Annotated in this window: 17 protein-coding genes; 3 read left to right on the top strand and 14 right to left on the bottom strand. The window is 57.1% G+C overall.

The window, feature by feature from the left end; translation table 11 throughout:
- Window position 1: 1 nt before the first annotated feature.
- The 11 genes from OGV83_RS08625 to OGV83_RS08575 form a co-directional block, all read right to left on the bottom strand.
- Window positions 2-1,693, bottom strand: a complete 1,692-nt coding sequence (locus tag OGV83_RS08625; RefSeq protein ID WP_286463436.1) for a glycosyltransferase family 2 protein — start codon at window positions 1,691-1,693, stop codon at window positions 2-4.
- Window positions 1,684-2,037 carry an ApeI family dehydratase gene (locus OGV83_RS08620; RefSeq protein ID WP_049011356.1) on the bottom strand — a complete coding sequence of 118 codons (354 nt, stop codon included), beginning with the start codon at window positions 2,035-2,037 and terminating at the stop codon, window positions 1,684-1,686. The genes OGV83_RS08625 and OGV83_RS08620 overlap by 10 nt, the downstream gene beginning before the upstream one ends.
- On the bottom strand, window positions 2,024-3,385 hold the full coding sequence (locus tag OGV83_RS08615; protein WP_114848079.1) for a class I adenylate-forming enzyme family protein: 1,362 nt from the start codon (window positions 3,383-3,385) through the stop codon (window positions 2,024-2,026). Before OGV83_RS08615 ends, OGV83_RS08620 begins: the two co-directional genes overlap by 14 nt.
- The gene (locus tag OGV83_RS08610; RefSeq protein WP_114848078.1) at window positions 3,382-3,963 is read right to left on the bottom strand and encodes a COG4648 family protein; all 582 of its coding nucleotides are present in this window, start codon (window positions 3,961-3,963) and stop codon (window positions 3,382-3,384) included. Before OGV83_RS08610 ends, OGV83_RS08615 begins: the two co-directional genes overlap by 4 nt.
- Window positions 3,964-3,969: 6 nt before the next feature.
- Complete coding sequence (locus OGV83_RS08605; RefSeq protein ID WP_012135597.1) at window positions 3,970-4,221, bottom strand: acyl carrier protein; 252 nt, start codon at window positions 4,219-4,221, stop codon at window positions 3,970-3,972.
- 12 nt (window positions 4,222-4,233) lie between these two features.
- Window positions 4,234-4,491, bottom strand: coding sequence for a phosphopantetheine-binding protein (locus OGV83_RS08600; protein ID WP_024131035.1), 258 nt, complete (start codon window positions 4,489-4,491; stop codon window positions 4,234-4,236).
- Entirely contained in the window at window positions 4,472-5,242 is a 771-nt protein-coding gene (locus OGV83_RS08595; protein ID WP_233603696.1) for a lysophospholipid acyltransferase family protein, read from the bottom strand. Before OGV83_RS08595 ends, OGV83_RS08600 begins: the two co-directional genes overlap by 20 nt.
- 41 nt (window positions 5,243-5,283) lie before the next feature.
- On the bottom strand, window positions 5,284-6,006 hold the full coding sequence (locus tag OGV83_RS08590) for a beta-ketoacyl synthase chain length factor (RefSeq protein WP_114848077.1): 723 nt from the start codon (window positions 6,004-6,006) through the stop codon (window positions 5,284-5,286).
- Window positions 6,007-6,063: 57 nt separating this feature from the next.
- Window positions 6,064-7,125 carry a class I SAM-dependent methyltransferase gene (locus OGV83_RS08585; protein WP_012135593.1) on the bottom strand — a complete coding sequence of 354 codons (1,062 nt, stop codon included), beginning with the start codon at window positions 7,123-7,125 and terminating at the stop codon, window positions 6,064-6,066.
- Window positions 7,126-7,276: 151 nt separating this feature from the next.
- A complete protein-coding gene (locus OGV83_RS08580) occupies window positions 7,277-7,654 on the bottom strand; it encodes a hypothetical protein (protein ID WP_286463518.1) in 378 nt (125 codons plus the stop codon).
- Window positions 7,655-7,978: 324 nt separating this feature from the next.
- On the bottom strand, window positions 7,979-9,028 hold the full coding sequence (locus OGV83_RS08575) for an AI-2E family transporter (RefSeq protein ID WP_012135589.1): 1,050 nt from the start codon (window positions 9,026-9,028) through the stop codon (window positions 7,979-7,981).
- Window positions 9,029-9,159: 131 nt separating this feature from the next.
- On the opposite strand from OGV83_RS08575, the gene OGV83_RS08570 reads away from it, so the two are divergent.
- Entirely contained in the window at window positions 9,160-10,377 is a 1,218-nt protein-coding gene (locus OGV83_RS08570; RefSeq protein WP_012135588.1) for an MFS transporter, read from the top strand.
- A gap of 3 nt (window positions 10,378-10,380) precedes the next feature.
- Here OGV83_RS08570 and OGV83_RS08565 read toward each other — a convergent pair whose 3' ends face one another.
- Window positions 10,381-10,938: a DcrB family lipoprotein gene (locus tag OGV83_RS08565; protein ID WP_024131033.1), complete on the bottom strand. Its 558-nt coding sequence runs from the start codon at window positions 10,936-10,938 to the stop codon at window positions 10,381-10,383.
- Between the two features lie 72 nt (window positions 10,939-11,010).
- A complete protein-coding gene (locus OGV83_RS08560) occupies window positions 11,011-11,676 on the bottom strand; it encodes a 7-cyano-7-deazaguanine/7-aminomethyl-7-deazaguanine transporter (RefSeq protein WP_012135586.1) in 666 nt (221 codons plus the stop codon).
- Window positions 11,677-11,846: 170 nt separating this feature from the next.
- Here OGV83_RS08560 and tusA point away from each other — a divergent pair, with 170 nt between their 5' ends.
- On the top strand, window positions 11,847-12,092 hold the full coding sequence (gene tusA, locus OGV83_RS08555) for a sulfurtransferase TusA (RefSeq protein WP_012135585.1): 246 nt from the start codon (window positions 11,847-11,849) through the stop codon (window positions 12,090-12,092).
- Window positions 12,093-12,268: 176 nt separating this feature from the next.
- On the top strand, window positions 12,269-13,252 hold the full coding sequence (locus tag OGV83_RS08550; protein ID WP_012135584.1) for a TRAP transporter substrate-binding protein: 984 nt from the start codon (window positions 12,269-12,271) through the stop codon (window positions 13,250-13,252).
- A gap of 90 nt (window positions 13,253-13,342) precedes the next feature.
- Here the strand turns inward: OGV83_RS08550 and zntA are convergent, their stop codons facing one another.
- Entirely contained in the window at window positions 13,343-15,541 is a 2,199-nt protein-coding gene (gene zntA / locus OGV83_RS08545; RefSeq protein WP_199977290.1) for a Zn(II)/Cd(II)/Pb(II) translocating P-type ATPase ZntA, read from the bottom strand.
- Between the last annotated feature and the right edge of the window lie 11 nt (window positions 15,542-15,552).

The following is a 15,552-nucleotide window of genomic DNA, read 5'->3' as shown; positions in this document are numbered from 1 at the left end:
TTTACTCCTTGTTTTTGGCATCCGGCAGTTGCCAGAAATCGAAAAAATTAAACCAGTCGAGCGGCGACTGTAGCGCGTAGTGCTCAAGGCGTTCGGCGTAGCGGTCGATGGCCTGCTGTAATGCCTGCTGGCGTTCGGCGCGCGGCAACAGTAGCGGGTCGGCGAACGGTTCACAGTGGATATGCCGTTTCCCGTTCTGGCGCAGAGCGAAAATAAGTTGAACCGGGCAGCGCAGGATGGAGGCCAGAATAAATGGCCCCTGCGGAAACGGCGCGGGCTGGCCCATAAAACGGCTCCAGCAGACGCGCCACTCGCCGCCACGCTGTGGGTTAACCGCAATACGGTCGCCAACAATGGCGATCCACTCGCCGCGTTCCAGCTTCTCTTTCAGCAGGATGGCGGTGTCCGGGCCGATGTCGGTGACGGGCATCAGGTTCAGCCCGGCCTGCGGCGCCATCTCGTCCATAATCTGTTTAAAACGTTGGGCATTGTCGCTGAACATCAGAGCGTTGATGGTTTTGCTGCCCTGCAATTGCGCCAGCGCGCGGCAGGCTTCGACATCGCCCAGATGCGAGGCCAGCAACAGTTTGCCCGTTGGCGCCGTGATGTTGAGCGTCTCTTCTGCGCCCGGCGCAAAGACCACATCGCGGCCAAACTGTAGCTCCCCGCGCCAGCTGGCGATTTTATCCAGCATCGCCTCGCCAAAACGCAGAAAGTGGTGGAAGCTGGTCAGCCGGGACGGAACGGGGCGCTGGCGTGACGTCAGTTGCGTTCGCACGCGGGCCAGCCAGTGTTGCGACGCGTTGCGGGCGTGCGCTGCCGTCAGCCAGTAGACGCCGACCACCGGATAAAGCAGCAGCGAGAACGCCTTACGCCCAAGCAGACGCCAGACCAGCAGCATCAGACGCATTCCCCACAGCCCTTTAACTTCCTGCTGGCGCGCCCAGTGCGGCGACGAGCGGCGAAACAGCAAAGACGGGATGCGCGGCAGCATGCCGAAGAACAAGCGGGTGTGCATCAGTGAAATTCGGCAGTTGTCTTTTAGCGCGTCAAAATGGGACAGCCCGTCCAGCGGATAGGTAACGCGGGTCGGGACAAAATAGCTGGTGTTGCCCTGCCAGTAGAGGCGCACCATGACTTCGGTGTCGAAGTCCATCCGTTTGCCGAGCGTGGCGCGCTGCGCCAGTTGCAGCACAGGGGCGACCGGATACACGCGAAACCCGCACATGCTGTCTTTCAGCTGGAACGAAAGCGTTTCAATCCATACCCAGACGTGGGTTATCCAGCGACCGTACAGGCGCGAACGGGGAATGGAATCGTCATAGATCGGCTGCCCGGAGATCAGCGCGGCTGGGTTTTCCTGCGCCAGTTCGAGCAGCTTCGGAATATCTTCAATGGCATGCTGGCCGTCGGCGTCCACCTGCACCGCGTGGGTAAATCCCGCGTCTGAGGCCGCCTGTAGCCCACGAATCACCGCAGCGCCTTTGCCCGCGTTTTCCGGCAGGCGGATCAGCGTTAGGTTCGGTTCCTGAGCCGCCAGCTGTGCTAATTGCCGACGTGTTGTTTCGTCACTGCCGTCATCCACCACAATGCAGGGCAGATTAAACGGCTGTAGCCGCGCCAGCACCCGCGCCATCATCGCGCCGTGGTTGTAGCAGGGGATGAGCACGCAGGGAGTGAAGGTCAACGGCATAACCGGATCTTCCCGCTACTGGCGGTATGCCGCGCGTCGCCATCGTGGCGCTGATAGCTAAACGTCAGGAGCTGGCGCGTTTCCTGCCAGCTCAGGGTCAGCGTCACCGTGGTTTCAGGCAGCAGCGGCGCCTGGAATTTGACGTTCTGGATGCTGTGAAAACGCCAGCCGGGCGTGAGCAGCGTGGTGGCGTAATGCATCACCCAGTCCAGTTGCGCGACGCCGGGCAGCAGCGGCTGCACGGTAAAGTGGCCGCTGAACCAGAACAGGGAAGGGTCGAGATGCAGGACGATCTCAAGCTGTTGGGGTTGTGCCTGATGGCGCTCAATTTCATGGGGTATCATGAAATAACTCCTGTAATTGCGCATAGACACGCTTGTTCATACTGTTGACCGGGATCTCGTCGATCACGCGCCAGTAGCGAGGTACGGCAACCGGCTCCAGCCACGGCAGCAGCGAGCGACGCCAGGTCAGCTCCTGGGCTTTGCCGCCGCAGCGCTGCCATTGTTGGCGGGTTTCGTCATCCAGCACCAGCAGAACGCCAATGCCCTGACGACCGCCGCGTGAAACAGGCAGCGCGACCGCCTCGCGGATGCCCTTCAGCTCCAGCAGCCGCTGTTCAACTTCGCTGAGCGAGATCCGTTTCTCTTCAATTTTGACGACGCGCCCCCGGCGTCCCATCAGGCGGAACTGGCCGTTCTCATCAAACTGGAGGATATCGTCGAGCAACAGGCCGTCCTGCTGCACGATCAGCGGCGAAAAGGCGCGAAATGCTTCGCCCTCCGGCTGGAAATGTACGCCGGGGAAGGGGAGCCAGGCGATCTCCTCCTGCTGGCGGTAGCGCCAGGCGAGAATGCCGGTTTCGGTGCTGCCATAGATTTCATCCGGCCAGATATTGAGCCAGGCGGCGGTTTGCGTGACATCGCCCCAGGGCAGCATACCGCCTGCGGAAAGGATCATGTTGACCGGCGGCGGCGTGAGCCGGTGGTCGAGGCGTTTCAGGAACGCCGGACTGCTGATAAACGCATAGCGGTGGTCGTGGCTTAGCGCGGCAAGCTGCTCTGCGTAGTAGAGCATTGCGGCATGAAGCGGCAGGCCGAGCGCCATCGGCAGGAAAATACGGAAAGTCAGACCGTACAGATGCTGAGGAACGACTGACGCCACGACGCGACAGCCTGCCAGGCGGTCGGCAAAACGCATCGCCAGCAGTTCGGCCTCGCAATCCAGCCGCGCGATGGGTTTGATGATGCGCTTGGGCTGACCGGTGGAGCCAGAGGTAAACAATTCAACGAAGGCATCGGCGGCAATATCGTCGAATGTGAAGGCTTCTGTGCTGAACTGTCGTGATGTATTGACCACCAGTAGCGGGCCGTGCCAGCCAGACGTCTTATCGCTGAGCACGCCGTTGAACAGCGCGCGCTGCTCATCCAGCAGAGAGACGCGGTTATGCCCCGGAATAACGGGCGTTTTTCCGCTATGCAGCGTTGCCAGCAGCGCAACAATAAACAGATAGCTGTTCTCAAAACACAGCGCCCAGCGCTCGCCCTCCTGCTGTTGCAGGTGTTTCACCAACTGCGCGACGTCATGGCGCAGGTGGCCCAGCGTCCAGGTGTCCTCACCCAGCCAGGCAACAGGCGTTTCATCCGGGCGTGGCGCGGTGAGCCAGCGGGAGAGCGGAAGGGTCTGCTTCATTGTGTTTCTCGTTTAATCACCTGGCGGCGCACCAGCCACTCGCCCGCCATCAACACGCCCATCAGCAGATAGGCAATCATGCCGTTCCAGGCGGTCCATAGCGCCATGTCGCCGTGTAGCGCGGTAAAGAGCGCAATACCGCCGTTGCCGATGAAAAAGGCGCACCAGATTTGTGTTACGCGACGGGTGTAGCGCACTGCGGCTTCCGGCAGCGCAGGTTCACGCAGTCGCGCCAGACGTTCGACAATCGGCATGGATGTCCACAGCGAGCCGCCAAAAACGGCAAGCATGGCGCCGTTAACAACAACCGGGTAAAACAGCAGCAGTTGATGTGTTTTAAGCAGATAGCTGGCGACGCAAAGCGCTATGCCCGCCACCGCCGCCACCTGAGTGACGACGCGCAGCGGCCCCGCCTGTCGCCGGGTCTGACGAAAGCGTAAAAAGAGCAGCAACGCCATCAGCGGCAGCAGCCAGTGGAGGCTGTTATGCGTCAGCCCAAACCAGATCAAAAATGGCCAGGCCAGCAGCATCAGGCCGGTCAGCAACTGAATACCCATACGCGCGTGAGCGCCTGACATGGCGTATTACGCTTCTTTCAGCAGGCGTTCTACGGCGTCGACGACATCCTGCACGGTACGCACCGCTTTGAACTCTTCCGGCTTGATTTTCTTACCGGTTTTCTTTTGCAGATGCACGATCATGTCAACGGCGTCGATGCTGTCCAGCTCCAGATCTTCATACAGGCGCGCCTCAGGTTTGATGTCCTGAGGGTCGATTTCAAACAGTTTGACCAGCAGCGCGGAGACTTCTTCATAAATGGCATGTTGTTCTGTCATAACGGACTCGCCTCAGGCACGTTGAGCGTGAATGAAAGATGCCAGCGTGGCGACGGAAAAGAAGTGCTGACGCATCTCTTCGCTCTCTGCGGAGAGCACCACGCCATACTGGTTTTTCACCGCCAGCCCCAGCTCAAGGGCATCGATCGAATCCAGTCCTAAACCATCACCAAAGAGCGCCGCCTCGGTATCGATATCGTCAGCGGACAGCTCGTCCAGATTCAGCGTATTTATTATGAGATTTTTAATTTCAAGGTAGAGCGCTTGCATCATTAATTCCTGAAAGAGGTGTAGTACCTGGTTGTAATTGAAGCAAAAGATGCCGGTTCAACTGCCTTGCCGCCAGCGCCGGTTCTTGTAAATTTGCATCGTTAAACGGGTCGATCGCGATCCGCTCGCGCACCTCTACGGTAAACAGAGGTTTCGCGGGAGGCACGTCATACCATTTGCTCTGCTTATCCAGCAGATGCTCGCTACAGTGGATAGTCACTACGCGTAAATCGCTGCCGCAGCGCACGGCGATATTGGCCGCGCCGCGTTGCAGCGTCATTTTTTCACCGGGTCGCGTTCGCGTCCCTTCGGGGAAAATCAATATTGTGTCGCCCTGATCCAGACGCTGCTGGCAGGCTGGTAACAGCGCGTCGGCCTGGCTGTTGATCAGGTAATCCGCAGCGCGAATAACGCCGCTGACGAACGGGTTTTTCAGCAGTGCGCTCTTCACCAGGCAGTCGGTTTCGGGCATGACGGAAGCCAGCAGCACGTAATCGATAAGCGTGGGATGGTTCGCCACCACCAGACACCCTTTCTCCTGTCGCAGCACGTCGCTCCCCTCGATGCGGTAGTCCAGAACGCCAAGCGTTTTCGCTACCGTTAAAAAGGCGCGAAAACTGGCCGCAATGCTGCGACGGGCCAGGCGGCGGCGTCTGACGGGGTTCCATACCAATAGTAACAATAAGTTGAACCACACGACAGAAAGCAACAGCCCGCCGATGCCGAACAGGGCAAAACAAAAACCGGTCATCACCAGTCGCCATGCCCAATCCAGGCGCGCCAGAAGCGTATTCACGCGCGGCTCCACTGCCACTCTACCCGCTCGCCCGGCAGCGTAAAGGCGTCGGCGTTTTGTAAGTAACGCTGTAAAAACAGCAGGCTTTGCGGAAGCGGCGTTTCATCCTGAGGCGCGCCGGGCCGCGTGGCGCAGGACAGCGAATTCCCCGCTTCAATGACAAAGGCGACGGCGTAAGGCCAGGTCGGCATCTGCGGCGGTAATCGCGGATGGTAAAACTCGGGCAGAAAGCCGTCGAAATCGACCATCAGTACCCGCTGATAACCCGCCTGAAGCAGGCACATCACTTCGCACAACCCTTGCTGGAAGGTGTCTCTCCCGGCGGAAAGCGAGGATGAGACAACCGGCTGTTTTGCGGCAATGGTCAGATTACCGACCGCGGAATTGTGTACTGACAGGGCGAAATCGGTGGGAGAGAGCGCCTGTTCCATCGCCAGCGCGTGCAGGATGCGGTAGTTACGCTCCAGTTCGCCGTGGCGGCTGGTATAGAGCACCGCGTCGATATCGTGGCGACGCAGCATGGCCAGCCCGCATTCCACCGCCAGTTTGCTGCCGGAACTGAGCCGCCGGGCGGTCATCATCGGGAGTTCGTGCAGTTTTGCCTGCGGCGCGGCGGGATCGATGGCGTACGGCTCCCGCGACCACTGCTGCCAGTGGGTCGCTTCGCTAAGTCCTGGGGCTCTGGCCTGCCAGTCTGTTATGTTTAGTGCAAATTTCATCAACGCGCGTCCGCGGTAATCCGGTGATACCAGTGACGTTTTTTTAACGTCACTTTGTTATTTTTTCTTTTGGCATATCAATAAAGTATGCCCAACGCCCAGGTTGTCATGGCGTTCATCCACCTGAAACCCTGCCATGTCCAGATAGTGATAAAACTTCTCTACGCTGTAGAAACGGCTGTTGCCATTTGCCATACAGGTAAAATAAAGCGAAGACGCATTCAGGCTAAAAGAGGCCGCTTCAAATTTCTGCGCATCCCAGAACAGCTCCATAATGCACAGCCTTGCGCCGGGTTTCATCACGCGGGCAACGTTACTGAGCATGGTGATAATCTGTTCCGGTGAAAAGCAGTCCAGAAATTGGCTCATCCACCAGATATCGGCCTCTCCGGGTAAAGGCGTATCACCCAGCATATCCACTGCATGGAAATCTATGCGATGAGATAATCCTGCATTTTCGATATTTTTACGGGCAAGTGCAATTTGTTGTGGCAAATCTAATAAAGTGACCGCGATATTTTCATCGTACTGGCAGCAGCGTAATGCCCATTTCCCGGTATTTCCGCCCACATCGTACAGGGTTGCCGGGCGACTGGCGAATACATAAGGCAGCGCGGCGTCAAATGCGCCGTCGGAATAGTAATGATCGAAGGCGAACCAGCTGTCACGCGCCGCCTGCGGTAATTGCGACAGCGCGGGATAAATCGTTGGCCAGTCGCCGAATATTTTCAGTCCTGACGGTTTGCCTTCCTTTAGCGCATTTTCCAGATAAAACAGCCCCTGATAGCAAACATCCTGGGTGAAATCCATATTTATGCGGGTCATGGCGTCATGCAGAAGAAAATGCCCCACCTTCGCGAGATAATAATGCCCCTCTTTGTGAGTAATAATACGTCCGCTTAATCCCATATCCAGCAGTACGCTGGCGGCATATTCATTGATGCTGCTGTTTTCAGTGATATCGTCGAGCGTTGCGCCGCGTTTACCCTGCCGATCCAGATATGTCAGCACACCCGCGTTACGCAGACACAATGCGGCCTGGAAAAGCATGGGGGCGAAGGCGATACGTTGTGCTTCCGTGATGGCATCCAGTGCGCTAAGCGAGTCCTGTTCGTACATAATGGGGACAACCTGTTAAGAGGGGGTAAAAGCGAGTTATCGGGCCGTCTTCGACCCGACTTTAATAATCCGCGTCATCTTTCAGGCCGCCGCTTTTGACGCGTGAACGTTCAGTTCAATGCCGCCTGAATGAAAGTGCGTACCGCCTGAATTACAGACCCGCGCCTGCGGACAAGTTAACCTGGATGTCTTTGTCCAGGTTATGTACCCAGCGGTTGTAGTTTTTGTGAATTTTGCCGCCGGAAGCCTGCAAATTGAGGCTGCTGTCGTATTTGATGTCGTAGCGGGTGGCGGAGTAGGTAATGCGCACTTCAGCGACGTGGTTGCGCGTCTGCTGACGTCCTTTGATAACGCCAGGCCCGACTTCAGACATGATCCATTGACGTTGAACGCCTGCCTTCAGAATGGCGTTTTTGACCTGCTCCTGAGTATGGCCCGCGCTCACGCTGGAGTGAACCTGATCGATAGGCGCAGTACGCGCGCAACCCGCCAGAGTACCCACAACCGCAATAGCGGCAAACCATTTAATGAATTGTTTCATGAAAACTCCCTATCAATTAACTAGTTGACTAATAATGTGCTTATTAATTTATTAATAACGAACGCCAGCCATAATGGCGTCGGTTTTTATTTTATGCATTTTTCATTTCACGCGAAAACCGGCTGAATGCGATATTGTTATATCTGTTTGAGTTAAGTCGCTTTATTCCGGTGAATGCTGTTTCTTATTTATTAAATAACGGGCGGCAGGACATATTTCATTTAAGGTAAACTGCCACATATATTTAAAACGCATGACAGTTTACCGGGCAGGTGCGTAGATAAAAACTACCCTGGTTGGTAGGTAAATTAATTATCCGGGCAACCGACTTTTCGGGCGACCCGGCCCCAGTAAAATCGCCAGCTTGCTGCCGCCTTTGGTGGTCTCCATCCAGATCTTACAGACGCTGGTAAGCGGAACGGAAAGCAGCATTCCTACCGGGCCTAATAACCATCCCCACACCAGTAAAGAGAGGAACACCACCAGCGTGGACATTCCCAGGCGGTGGCCCATCATGCGCGGTTCCAGGATATTGCCGATGATCATATGCACCACCAGAAAGAGCGCGCCGACCAGAACGCATTCGTAGAAACCGTTGAACAGCAGCGCCTGAATCATCGGCGGCACTGCTGAAATGACCGAACCAATGTTAGGGACATAGTTGAGTAAAAACGCCAGCACGCCCCACATCAGCGCAAACTGGATGTCCATCAGCGCCAGCCCCAGCCAGACAATCACGCCGGTCCACAGGCTCAGCAGCGTTTTCAGTGCCAGATAGTGCGACACGCCTTTGAGCGCCCGGTGTAAACCCGCAATGTGAATTTGCGGGTTGTTCAGCGCGAAACGCAGTTTGTAGGGAACGTGGCGGACTTCGAACAGCATAAACACCACCGTCATCACCAGCAGGACTACACTTGCCATCGCCCCGGAAAGGCCGGTCATCAGTGTGGTGGTGAAGGTCATCAGTTTATCGGAGTCGATACGTTGCAGCAGGCGTTCCGGCGACATGTGCAGGTTGAGGAAGGGCAGCATCTCCTGCAAATGCAGAACCTTACGCGTCAGCTCCTTGTTGTATTTCGGCAGCATGGCGACGAATTCATTGATTGACGCAGCCAGCACGCCGATCAGCGCCGTCAGCACGATAAGCATCACGACCACCACGAGGGTAATCGCCACCGGGCGGTTAACGCCGCGACGAATAAACCAGGTTACCAGCGGGTTGAGGACAATGGCGAAAAAGAGTGCCAGTAAGAGCTGCACAATAATATCTGCTGCGGCATGAAGCCCTGCCAGTATGACGACCAACGACGCCAGTTTGAGCAGAATATGCATCCCCGTTTTGTCGGGGTGAGGGGTTGTCATGTCATCTTCCTTTTTGCATTTTTTCTAAGTGTAGCGCCTGGCCTGAGACCAATATTCTTAATCTTGCTACTGATTTTCGCGACTCAGCATGATAAAAATGAAACACTGTTGTAAAAACGTGGTGACCTCCCATGCCCGAACCCGTCGCTGAACCGGCGCTTAGCGGATTGCGCCTCAATCTGCGTATCGTTTCTGTTGTGATTTTTAACTTCGCCAGTTATCTGACGATCGGTTTGCCGCTCGCAGTCCTGCCGGGCTATGTCCATGATGTGATGGGGTTTAGCGCCTTCTGGGCGGGGCTGGTCATAAGCTTACAATATTTTGCGACGCTCGTGAGCCGCCCTCATGCGGGGCGCTACGCTGACCTGCTGGGGCCGAAAAAGGTTGTCGTCTTTGGTTTGTGCGGCTGCTTTCTGAGCGGCCTGAGCTATCTCCTGGCGGGATTCGCCAGCGGCTGGCCGATTGCAAGCCTGCTGCTGTTATGCCTGGGGCGTGTCATTCTGGGTATTGGACAAAGCTTCGCCGGAACCGGATCAACGCTCTGGGGCGTAGGCGTGGTGGGGTCGCTGCATATTGGCCGGGTGATTTCGTGGAACGGTATTGTCACGTATGGCGCGATGGCGATGGGCGCCCCGCTTGGCGTGCTGTTTTACGCCTGGGGCGGGTTACAGGGGCTGGCGTTGACGATCATGGGCGTGGCGCTGCTGGCCGTGCTGTTTGCGCTCCCGCGCCCGGCGGTGAAAGCCAGTAAGGGCAAACCGCTGCCATTTCGCGCCGTGCTTGGGCGCGTCTGGCTGTATGGAATGGCGCTGGCGCTGGCATCCGCGGGATTCGGCGTTATCGCCACCTTCATCACGCTGTTTTATGACGCGAAAGGGTGGGATGGCGCCGCCTTCGCGCTCACGCTGTTTAGCTGTGCGTTTGTGGGCGCCCGTTTATTGTTCCCCAATGGCATCAATCGGTTAGGCGGCTTAAACGTGGCGATGATCTGCTTTAGCGTGGAGATTATCGGGCTGCTGCTGGTGGGCGTTGCGCTGATGCCGTGGATGGCGAAAATTGGCGTGCTACTGGCGGGGGCGGGGTTCTCGCTGGTCTTCCCGGCGCTGGGCGTGGTAGCGGTAAAGGCGGTGCCGCAGCAGAATCAGGGGGCGGCGCTGGCGACCTATACGGTGTTTATGGATTTATCGTTGGGCGTGACCGGGCCGCTGGCGGGGCTGCTGATGACCTGGGCGGGCGTGCCGGTTATCTATCTGGCGGCGGCGGGTCTGGTGGCGATTGCGCTGTTGCTGACCTGGCGGTTAAAAAAACGGCCTCCGGCGGTATCGCAGGAGGCCGTGTCATCGTCTTAACCGTTACTGGATAACCAGCGTGTTAATGATGTTTTCAGCGGCGGTTTGCGCCTTCTGCTGATCGTCTGCTGGCAGCGTGATTTGCAGGGTCAGCAGTTGGTTATCCACTTTGCCCAGCAGTACGGAAGAGTACGCGGTCTGGCCTTTCGCAGAGATAATGCTGTCCAGCTGTTGCAGCGTGTGGCCTTTCAGCTCGATGGCTTTATTGGTCACGACCTGCAACTGCGGGTCGCGGCTGCGCTGTTGATCTTCCAGACGTTTCGCCAGCACGGCGAGGTCTTCATTGGTGTTATCGCCAACAATCACGATCACCGCTTTCTGGCCTGTCGCGTCAGAGTAGACGTGCATATTATTGGCCTGAGTGCCCAGCTTGCCGCTCTGGTCGGTCATATCCGCTGGCAGTGAGAACGTCAGCTTACCGTCCAGCAGGCTGACAGGTTGTCCGGTTGCGTTGCTTTCCGTAGAGGTTCCCTCTGCCGGAGCATTGGTATCGTTGTTATCACAGGCCGCAAGCCCCATAACCAGCAGGCCAATACCGACATATTTAACCAGATTGCGCATTGACTTCTTCCTTTCGATAAACGGCCATAACGGCTCATTCATCCATCTTATCACAACTCGGAAAATGAACCTTTAACTCGTCTGCAATGCCGAGATTTCAGATTTATCTGCCAGCCTTTTCAGCAACATATTCAGCAATACGCCATACATCGGCAGGAAGAAAATGATGCTGATGAGCACCTTGAAGCAGTAATCGACAAGGGCGATTTCCATCCAGTGCTCGGCCATAAAGGCATCGGGGCTGCGCCAGAAAGCGATGAAGAAGAAGGCGAGGGTATCGCTGACGTTGCCAAACAGCGTGGAGGCCGTAGGAGCCATCCACCAGCGGCGGTTCTGGCGCAGGCGGTTAAAGACGTGTACATCCAGAATCTGGCCCAGCGCATATGCCATAAAGCTGGCGGTGGCGATACGCGCGACAAACAGGTTGAAGTGCAGCAGCGCGCCAAATCCCTGCCAGGAACCCATATAAAACAGCGATGAGATGACATAGGAGATGAGCAGCGCCGGGATCATCACCGCAAAGATTATCCGTCGTGCCAGCGGCGCGCCAAAAATGCGCACGGTCAGGTCGGTCGCGAGAAAAATAAAGGGAAAGCTAAAGGCGCCCCACGTCGTGTGGAACCCGAAAACAGAGATCGGAAGCTGTACCAGATAGTTACTGGAGGTGATCACCAGTAAGTGGAATAGCGATAGCCAGAACAACGCTTTTACGCGCTGTATTTGAGTAAAGGAGTTCATATTGTACCTTTTTGATCGATATTTGGGGTGAGGGAACCCAATAAAACCGCCGCATCATACTGCTTTGAAAACGTATTGCAATGGTTGTTTTTCACGCAATCGTTAACTTGATTTGCTTACGGGCAAACAGGGCGTAAACTACAGCCGTTTTTTTAGTGAATGAGACGAAGATGACCGATCTGTTTTCCTCCCCCGACCATACGCTTGATGCCCAGGGGCTACGCTGCCCGGAACCGGTAATGATGGTGCGTAAAACCGTGCGTAACATGCAAACGGGCGAAACGCTGCTGATTATTGCCGACGATCCGGCGACAACCCGCGATATTCCTGGCTTTTGTACGTTTATGGAACATGAGCTGATGGCGAAAGAGACGGATTCGCTGCCATATCGCTATTTGCTGCGTAAAAAGCATTGAGTCTCAGCCGGATAAAACCGGCGTGACCGCTGCGACATTTTTAAACCATCGTTTCAATTTTTCCTGCTTTTTTGTGAAGCACTTCACCTTCATCTTTCAGGGCATCGGCTACGGTTTAAGCGTAAAAACTAAAACAATGTTTTAACGCTACCCTCTCAACCTCTGGAGCTGACCCGATGAAAGTGACTCTCAAGCCGCTCGCGGCTTCCCTGTGCCTGGCTACCGCGTCAATACTGTTTTCCCATTCCGTTTTCGCGCAGGTCATTAAAGCGGCGGATGTCCATCCGCAGGGCTACCCGAATGTCGTCGCCGTGCAGAAAATGGGCGAAAAACTCAAACAACAAACCGACGGTAAACTGGAAATTAAAGTGTTCCCGGGCGGCGTGCTGGGCGATGAAAAACAGATGATTGAACAGGCGCAAATCGGCGCGATTGATATGATTCGCGTATCGATGGCGCCGGTGGCGGCTATTCTGCCGGATATCGAAGTCTTTACGCTGCCCTATGTGTTTCGCGACGAAGACCACATGCACAAAATTATTGATGGCGATATCGGGAAAAGCATTGGCGATAAGCTGACGAACAACCCGAAATCACGTCTGGTGTTTCTTGGCTGGATGGACTCCGGGACGCGCAACCTGATTACCAAAAACCCGGTGGAAAAGCCGGAAGATCTCCACGGTATGAAGATTCGCGTGCAGGGAAGCCCGGTGGCGCTGGATACGCTGAAAGACATGGGGGCGAACTCGGTGGCGATGGGGGTGAGCGAGGTGTTTAGCGGTATGCAGACCGGCGTGATTGACGGTGCGGAAAACAACCCGCCGACTTTTGTCGCGCATAACTACATGCCGGTTGCGAAGAATTACACCCTCAGCGGGCACTTTATCACCCCGGAAATGCTGCTCTATTCCAAAGTGAAGTGGGACAAGCTGACTGCGGATGAGCAGCAGAAGATCCTGACGCTGGCGCGCGAAGCGCAGTTTGAGCAGCGTAAATTGTGGGATGCCTACAACCAGGAGGCATTAGCGAAGATGAAGGCTGGCGGCGTGCAGTTCCACGAAATTGATAAAGCGTATTTCGTGAAGGCCACCGAACCGGTACGCGCGCAGTATGGCGAAAAACACCAGGCGTTGATGAAGGCGATTGCCGACGTGCAGTAAGCGCCTTCGCTTCGCCGGATGAGCAGGCCTGCGTGGGTTCGTGCCATGATCCCCGTAGGCCTGATAAGCCTGGCGCCATCAGGCGACAATCTACCCTTTACGCAATAGCCGCAGCGCGTTGGCGGTCACCAGCACCGTCGCCCCGGTATCCGCCAGCACGGCCAGCCACAGACCGGTTATGCCGAGCAGCGTGGTGATGAGGAAGATCCCTTTCAGCCCCAGGGCAATCGCGATGTTCTGACGAATATTGGCGTGGGTGGCGCGCGCCAGCTGGATCATCTGTACCAGCCCGCGCAGGCGGTTATGCGTCAGGGCGGCGTCTGCCGTTTCCAGCGCGACATCCGTTCCGCTTCCCATCGCAATACCTATCGCGGCGGCTTTCATTGCGGGGGCGTCGTTAATGCCGTCACCCACCATCGCCAGCGGGGCGTGCTGATTGAGCGCCGTCACCGCCCGGACTTTATCTTCCGGCAGCAGGCCCGCTTTAAACGTCAGGCCCAGCTCTCCGGCAATGGCCGCTGCCGCGCGTGGGTTATCGCCGGTCAGGATCACGCCTTTCACCCCTAACTGATTAAGCTCGCCGATCGCGGTGCGGGCGTCATCGCGCAGCGTATCCTGTAGGGCGAGCACGCCGAGTACGTCGTCGTTGCGCAGCACCAGCACGACCGTCTGTCCGGCGCTTTCCAGTTCGCTGATTTGCCCGGCAAAGGCTTCCGCCGGGCGTTTGCCTGCGGCGCAAATCAGGATGCGCTCGCCATTAACCTGAGCTTCGATACCCGAACCGACCAGCGCGCGCTGATCCAGCGCTGGCGGAATGGTCAGTTCACGCGTCTGCGCTTCACGCACAATGGCCTGCGCCAGTGGGTGCGTCGCGCCTTGTTCCACCGCCGCCGCCAGCGCCAGCAGCTCCGCTTCGCCGATCCCGCTTGCCGGATGGATGGCGGTGACGCGTGGTTTCCCTACGGTCAGGGTACCGGTTTTATCGAACGCCACCTGAGTGACTCTGCCTAGCTGCTCCAGCGCTGCGCCGCCTTTAATCAACGCCCCGCGACGTGCCGCCGCCGCCAGCCCGGAGGTGATGGCCGCCGGAGTGGAAATGACCAGCGCACACGGGCAGCCAATCAGCAACAGCGTGAGTCCCTTATAAATCCACTCTTGCCAGGACGCGGCAAATAGCAGCGGCGGCACCAGCGTGACCAGCAGCGCGACGGCCATAATCACCGGGGTGTAAATCCGGCTGAAGCGGTCAATAAAACGCTCAATGGGCGCGCGGCGTTCCTCGGCTTCTTCAATCAGCTTCAGGATACGGTCAATCGCGCTGGCGCCCGGTTCTGACAGCACTTCCAGCGTGACGAGCCGATCCACGCTGGTGGCGCCGGCGGGGACTTTCTCGCCCGTTGAGCGCTCGACCGGAATCGACTCGCCGGTGAGCGCGCTCTCATCAAAACTGGCGAAACCGGAGACCAGCCTGCCGTCGGCGGGTAAGCGCCCACCTGCCGCCACTTCGATAATGTCGCCGGGTTGCAGGGTGTTGATCGCCACCTCTTCGCGCACGCCATCGCGCAGGCGCGTGGCGGTTTCCGGTTTGAGGGCCATCAGCGCGCTGACCCCTTTGCGGGCGCGGCTGGCGGCCCACCCTTCGAGGCGTTCGCCGATCAGAAATAACAGCAGCACCATCGCCGCTTCCGCCGTCGCGCCAATAAACAGCGCGCCAATCGCCGCCACGCTCATCAGCGTTTCGATAGCGAACCAGCTACCGGTTTTCATCAGGCGCAGCGCCTGACGGGCAATGGGATACAGGCCGACCAGCGTGGTGGCGATAAACGCCAGTTGGCCGAACGGATGGTTGAATTGCTCCAGCCCCCAGCTAATCGCCATCATAATGATGAGCGTGATCAGCGGCAGGTTTTCTTGCAGCCGGGATTCGCGCGCCTCTGCTGTGGCCTGTTCATCACGCAGGGTATAACCCGCCTTTTGTACGGCGCGTTCAACGTGTTGGCGGATATCGGCATTCGCATCCACCACCAGTTTCTCGGTGGCGAACAGCACCTGTACCTGATTGACGCCCCCGACCTGGCGCACGGCGTTTTCGACTTTACGGGCGCAGGCGGCGCAGTCCATACCGGCGACTTTCCAGGTGTAACGCGTCCCTTCGATGGTGTCGGGAACGAGAGCTTCCGTTGCGCAGGCGCCCTCACAGCAGCAGTCATCTACCTTCCGGGGGGCTGGCGCCAGTTTGAAGGATGAAAATTGTGGGACTTTTTTGCCATCAGTATCGGGTGTCAACATGGCATCCTCCG

It is taken from the genome of Citrobacter sp. CK189 (genome assembly GCF_030333505.1).
GTDB lineage: Bacteria > Pseudomonadota > Gammaproteobacteria > Enterobacterales > Enterobacteriaceae > Citrobacter_B > Citrobacter_B koseri.
Note: the sequence above shows the minus strand (reverse complement) of the source record. Positions and strands in the feature narration are given on the sequence as shown.

What these genes read in the sequence shown, in the direction of transcription:
- tusA (WP_012135585.1), top strand. Translation starts at nt 11,847, where the DNA reads ATGACCGATCTGTTTTCCTCCCCCGACCATACGCTTGATGCCCAGGGG.
- OGV83_RS08560 (WP_012135586.1), bottom strand. Translation starts at nt 11,676, where the DNA reads ATGAACTCCTTTACTCAAATACAGCGCGTAAAAGCGTTGTTCTGGCTA.
- OGV83_RS08550 (WP_012135584.1), top strand. Translation starts at nt 12,269, where the DNA reads ATGAAAGTGACTCTCAAGCCGCTCGCGGCTTCCCTGTGCCTGGCTACC.
- OGV83_RS08565 (WP_024131033.1), bottom strand. Translation starts at nt 10,938, where the DNA reads ATGCGCAATCTGGTTAAATATGTCGGTATTGGCCTGCTGGTTATGGGG.
- OGV83_RS08585 (WP_012135593.1), bottom strand. Translation starts at nt 7,125, where the DNA reads ATGTACGAACAGGACTCGCTTAGCGCACTGGATGCCATCACGGAAGCA.
- OGV83_RS08615 (WP_114848079.1), bottom strand. Translation starts at nt 3,385, where the DNA reads ATGAAGCAGACCCTTCCGCTCTCCCGCTGGCTCACCGCGCCACGCCCG.
- OGV83_RS08625 (WP_286463436.1), bottom strand. Translation starts at nt 1,693, where the DNA reads ATGCCGTTGACCTTCACTCCCTGCGTGCTCATCCCCTGCTACAACCAC.
- OGV83_RS08590 (WP_114848077.1), bottom strand. Translation starts at nt 6,006, where the DNA reads ATGAAATTTGCACTAAACATAACAGACTGGCAGGCCAGAGCCCCAGGA.
- OGV83_RS08570 (WP_012135588.1), top strand. Translation starts at nt 9,160, where the DNA reads ATGCCCGAACCCGTCGCTGAACCGGCGCTTAGCGGATTGCGCCTCAAT.
- OGV83_RS08600 (WP_024131035.1), bottom strand. Translation starts at nt 4,491, where the DNA reads ATGCAAGCGCTCTACCTTGAAATTAAAAATCTCATAATAAATACGCTG.
- OGV83_RS08605 (WP_012135597.1), bottom strand. Translation starts at nt 4,221, where the DNA reads ATGACAGAACAACATGCCATTTATGAAGAAGTCTCCGCGCTGCTGGTC.
- OGV83_RS08595 (WP_233603696.1), bottom strand. Translation starts at nt 5,242, where the DNA reads ATGACCGGTTTTTGTTTTGCCCTGTTCGGCATCGGCGGGCTGTTGCTT.
- OGV83_RS08620 (WP_049011356.1), bottom strand. Translation starts at nt 2,037, where the DNA reads ATGATACCCCATGAAATTGAGCGCCATCAGGCACAACCCCAACAGCTT.
- OGV83_RS08610 (WP_114848078.1), bottom strand. Translation starts at nt 3,963, where the DNA reads ATGTCAGGCGCTCACGCGCGTATGGGTATTCAGTTGCTGACCGGCCTG.
- zntA (WP_199977290.1), bottom strand. Translation starts at nt 15,541, where the DNA reads ATGTTGACACCCGATACTGATGGCAAAAAAGTCCCACAATTTTCATCC.
- OGV83_RS08575 (WP_012135589.1), bottom strand. Translation starts at nt 9,028, where the DNA reads ATGACAACCCCTCACCCCGACAAAACGGGGATGCATATTCTGCTCAAA.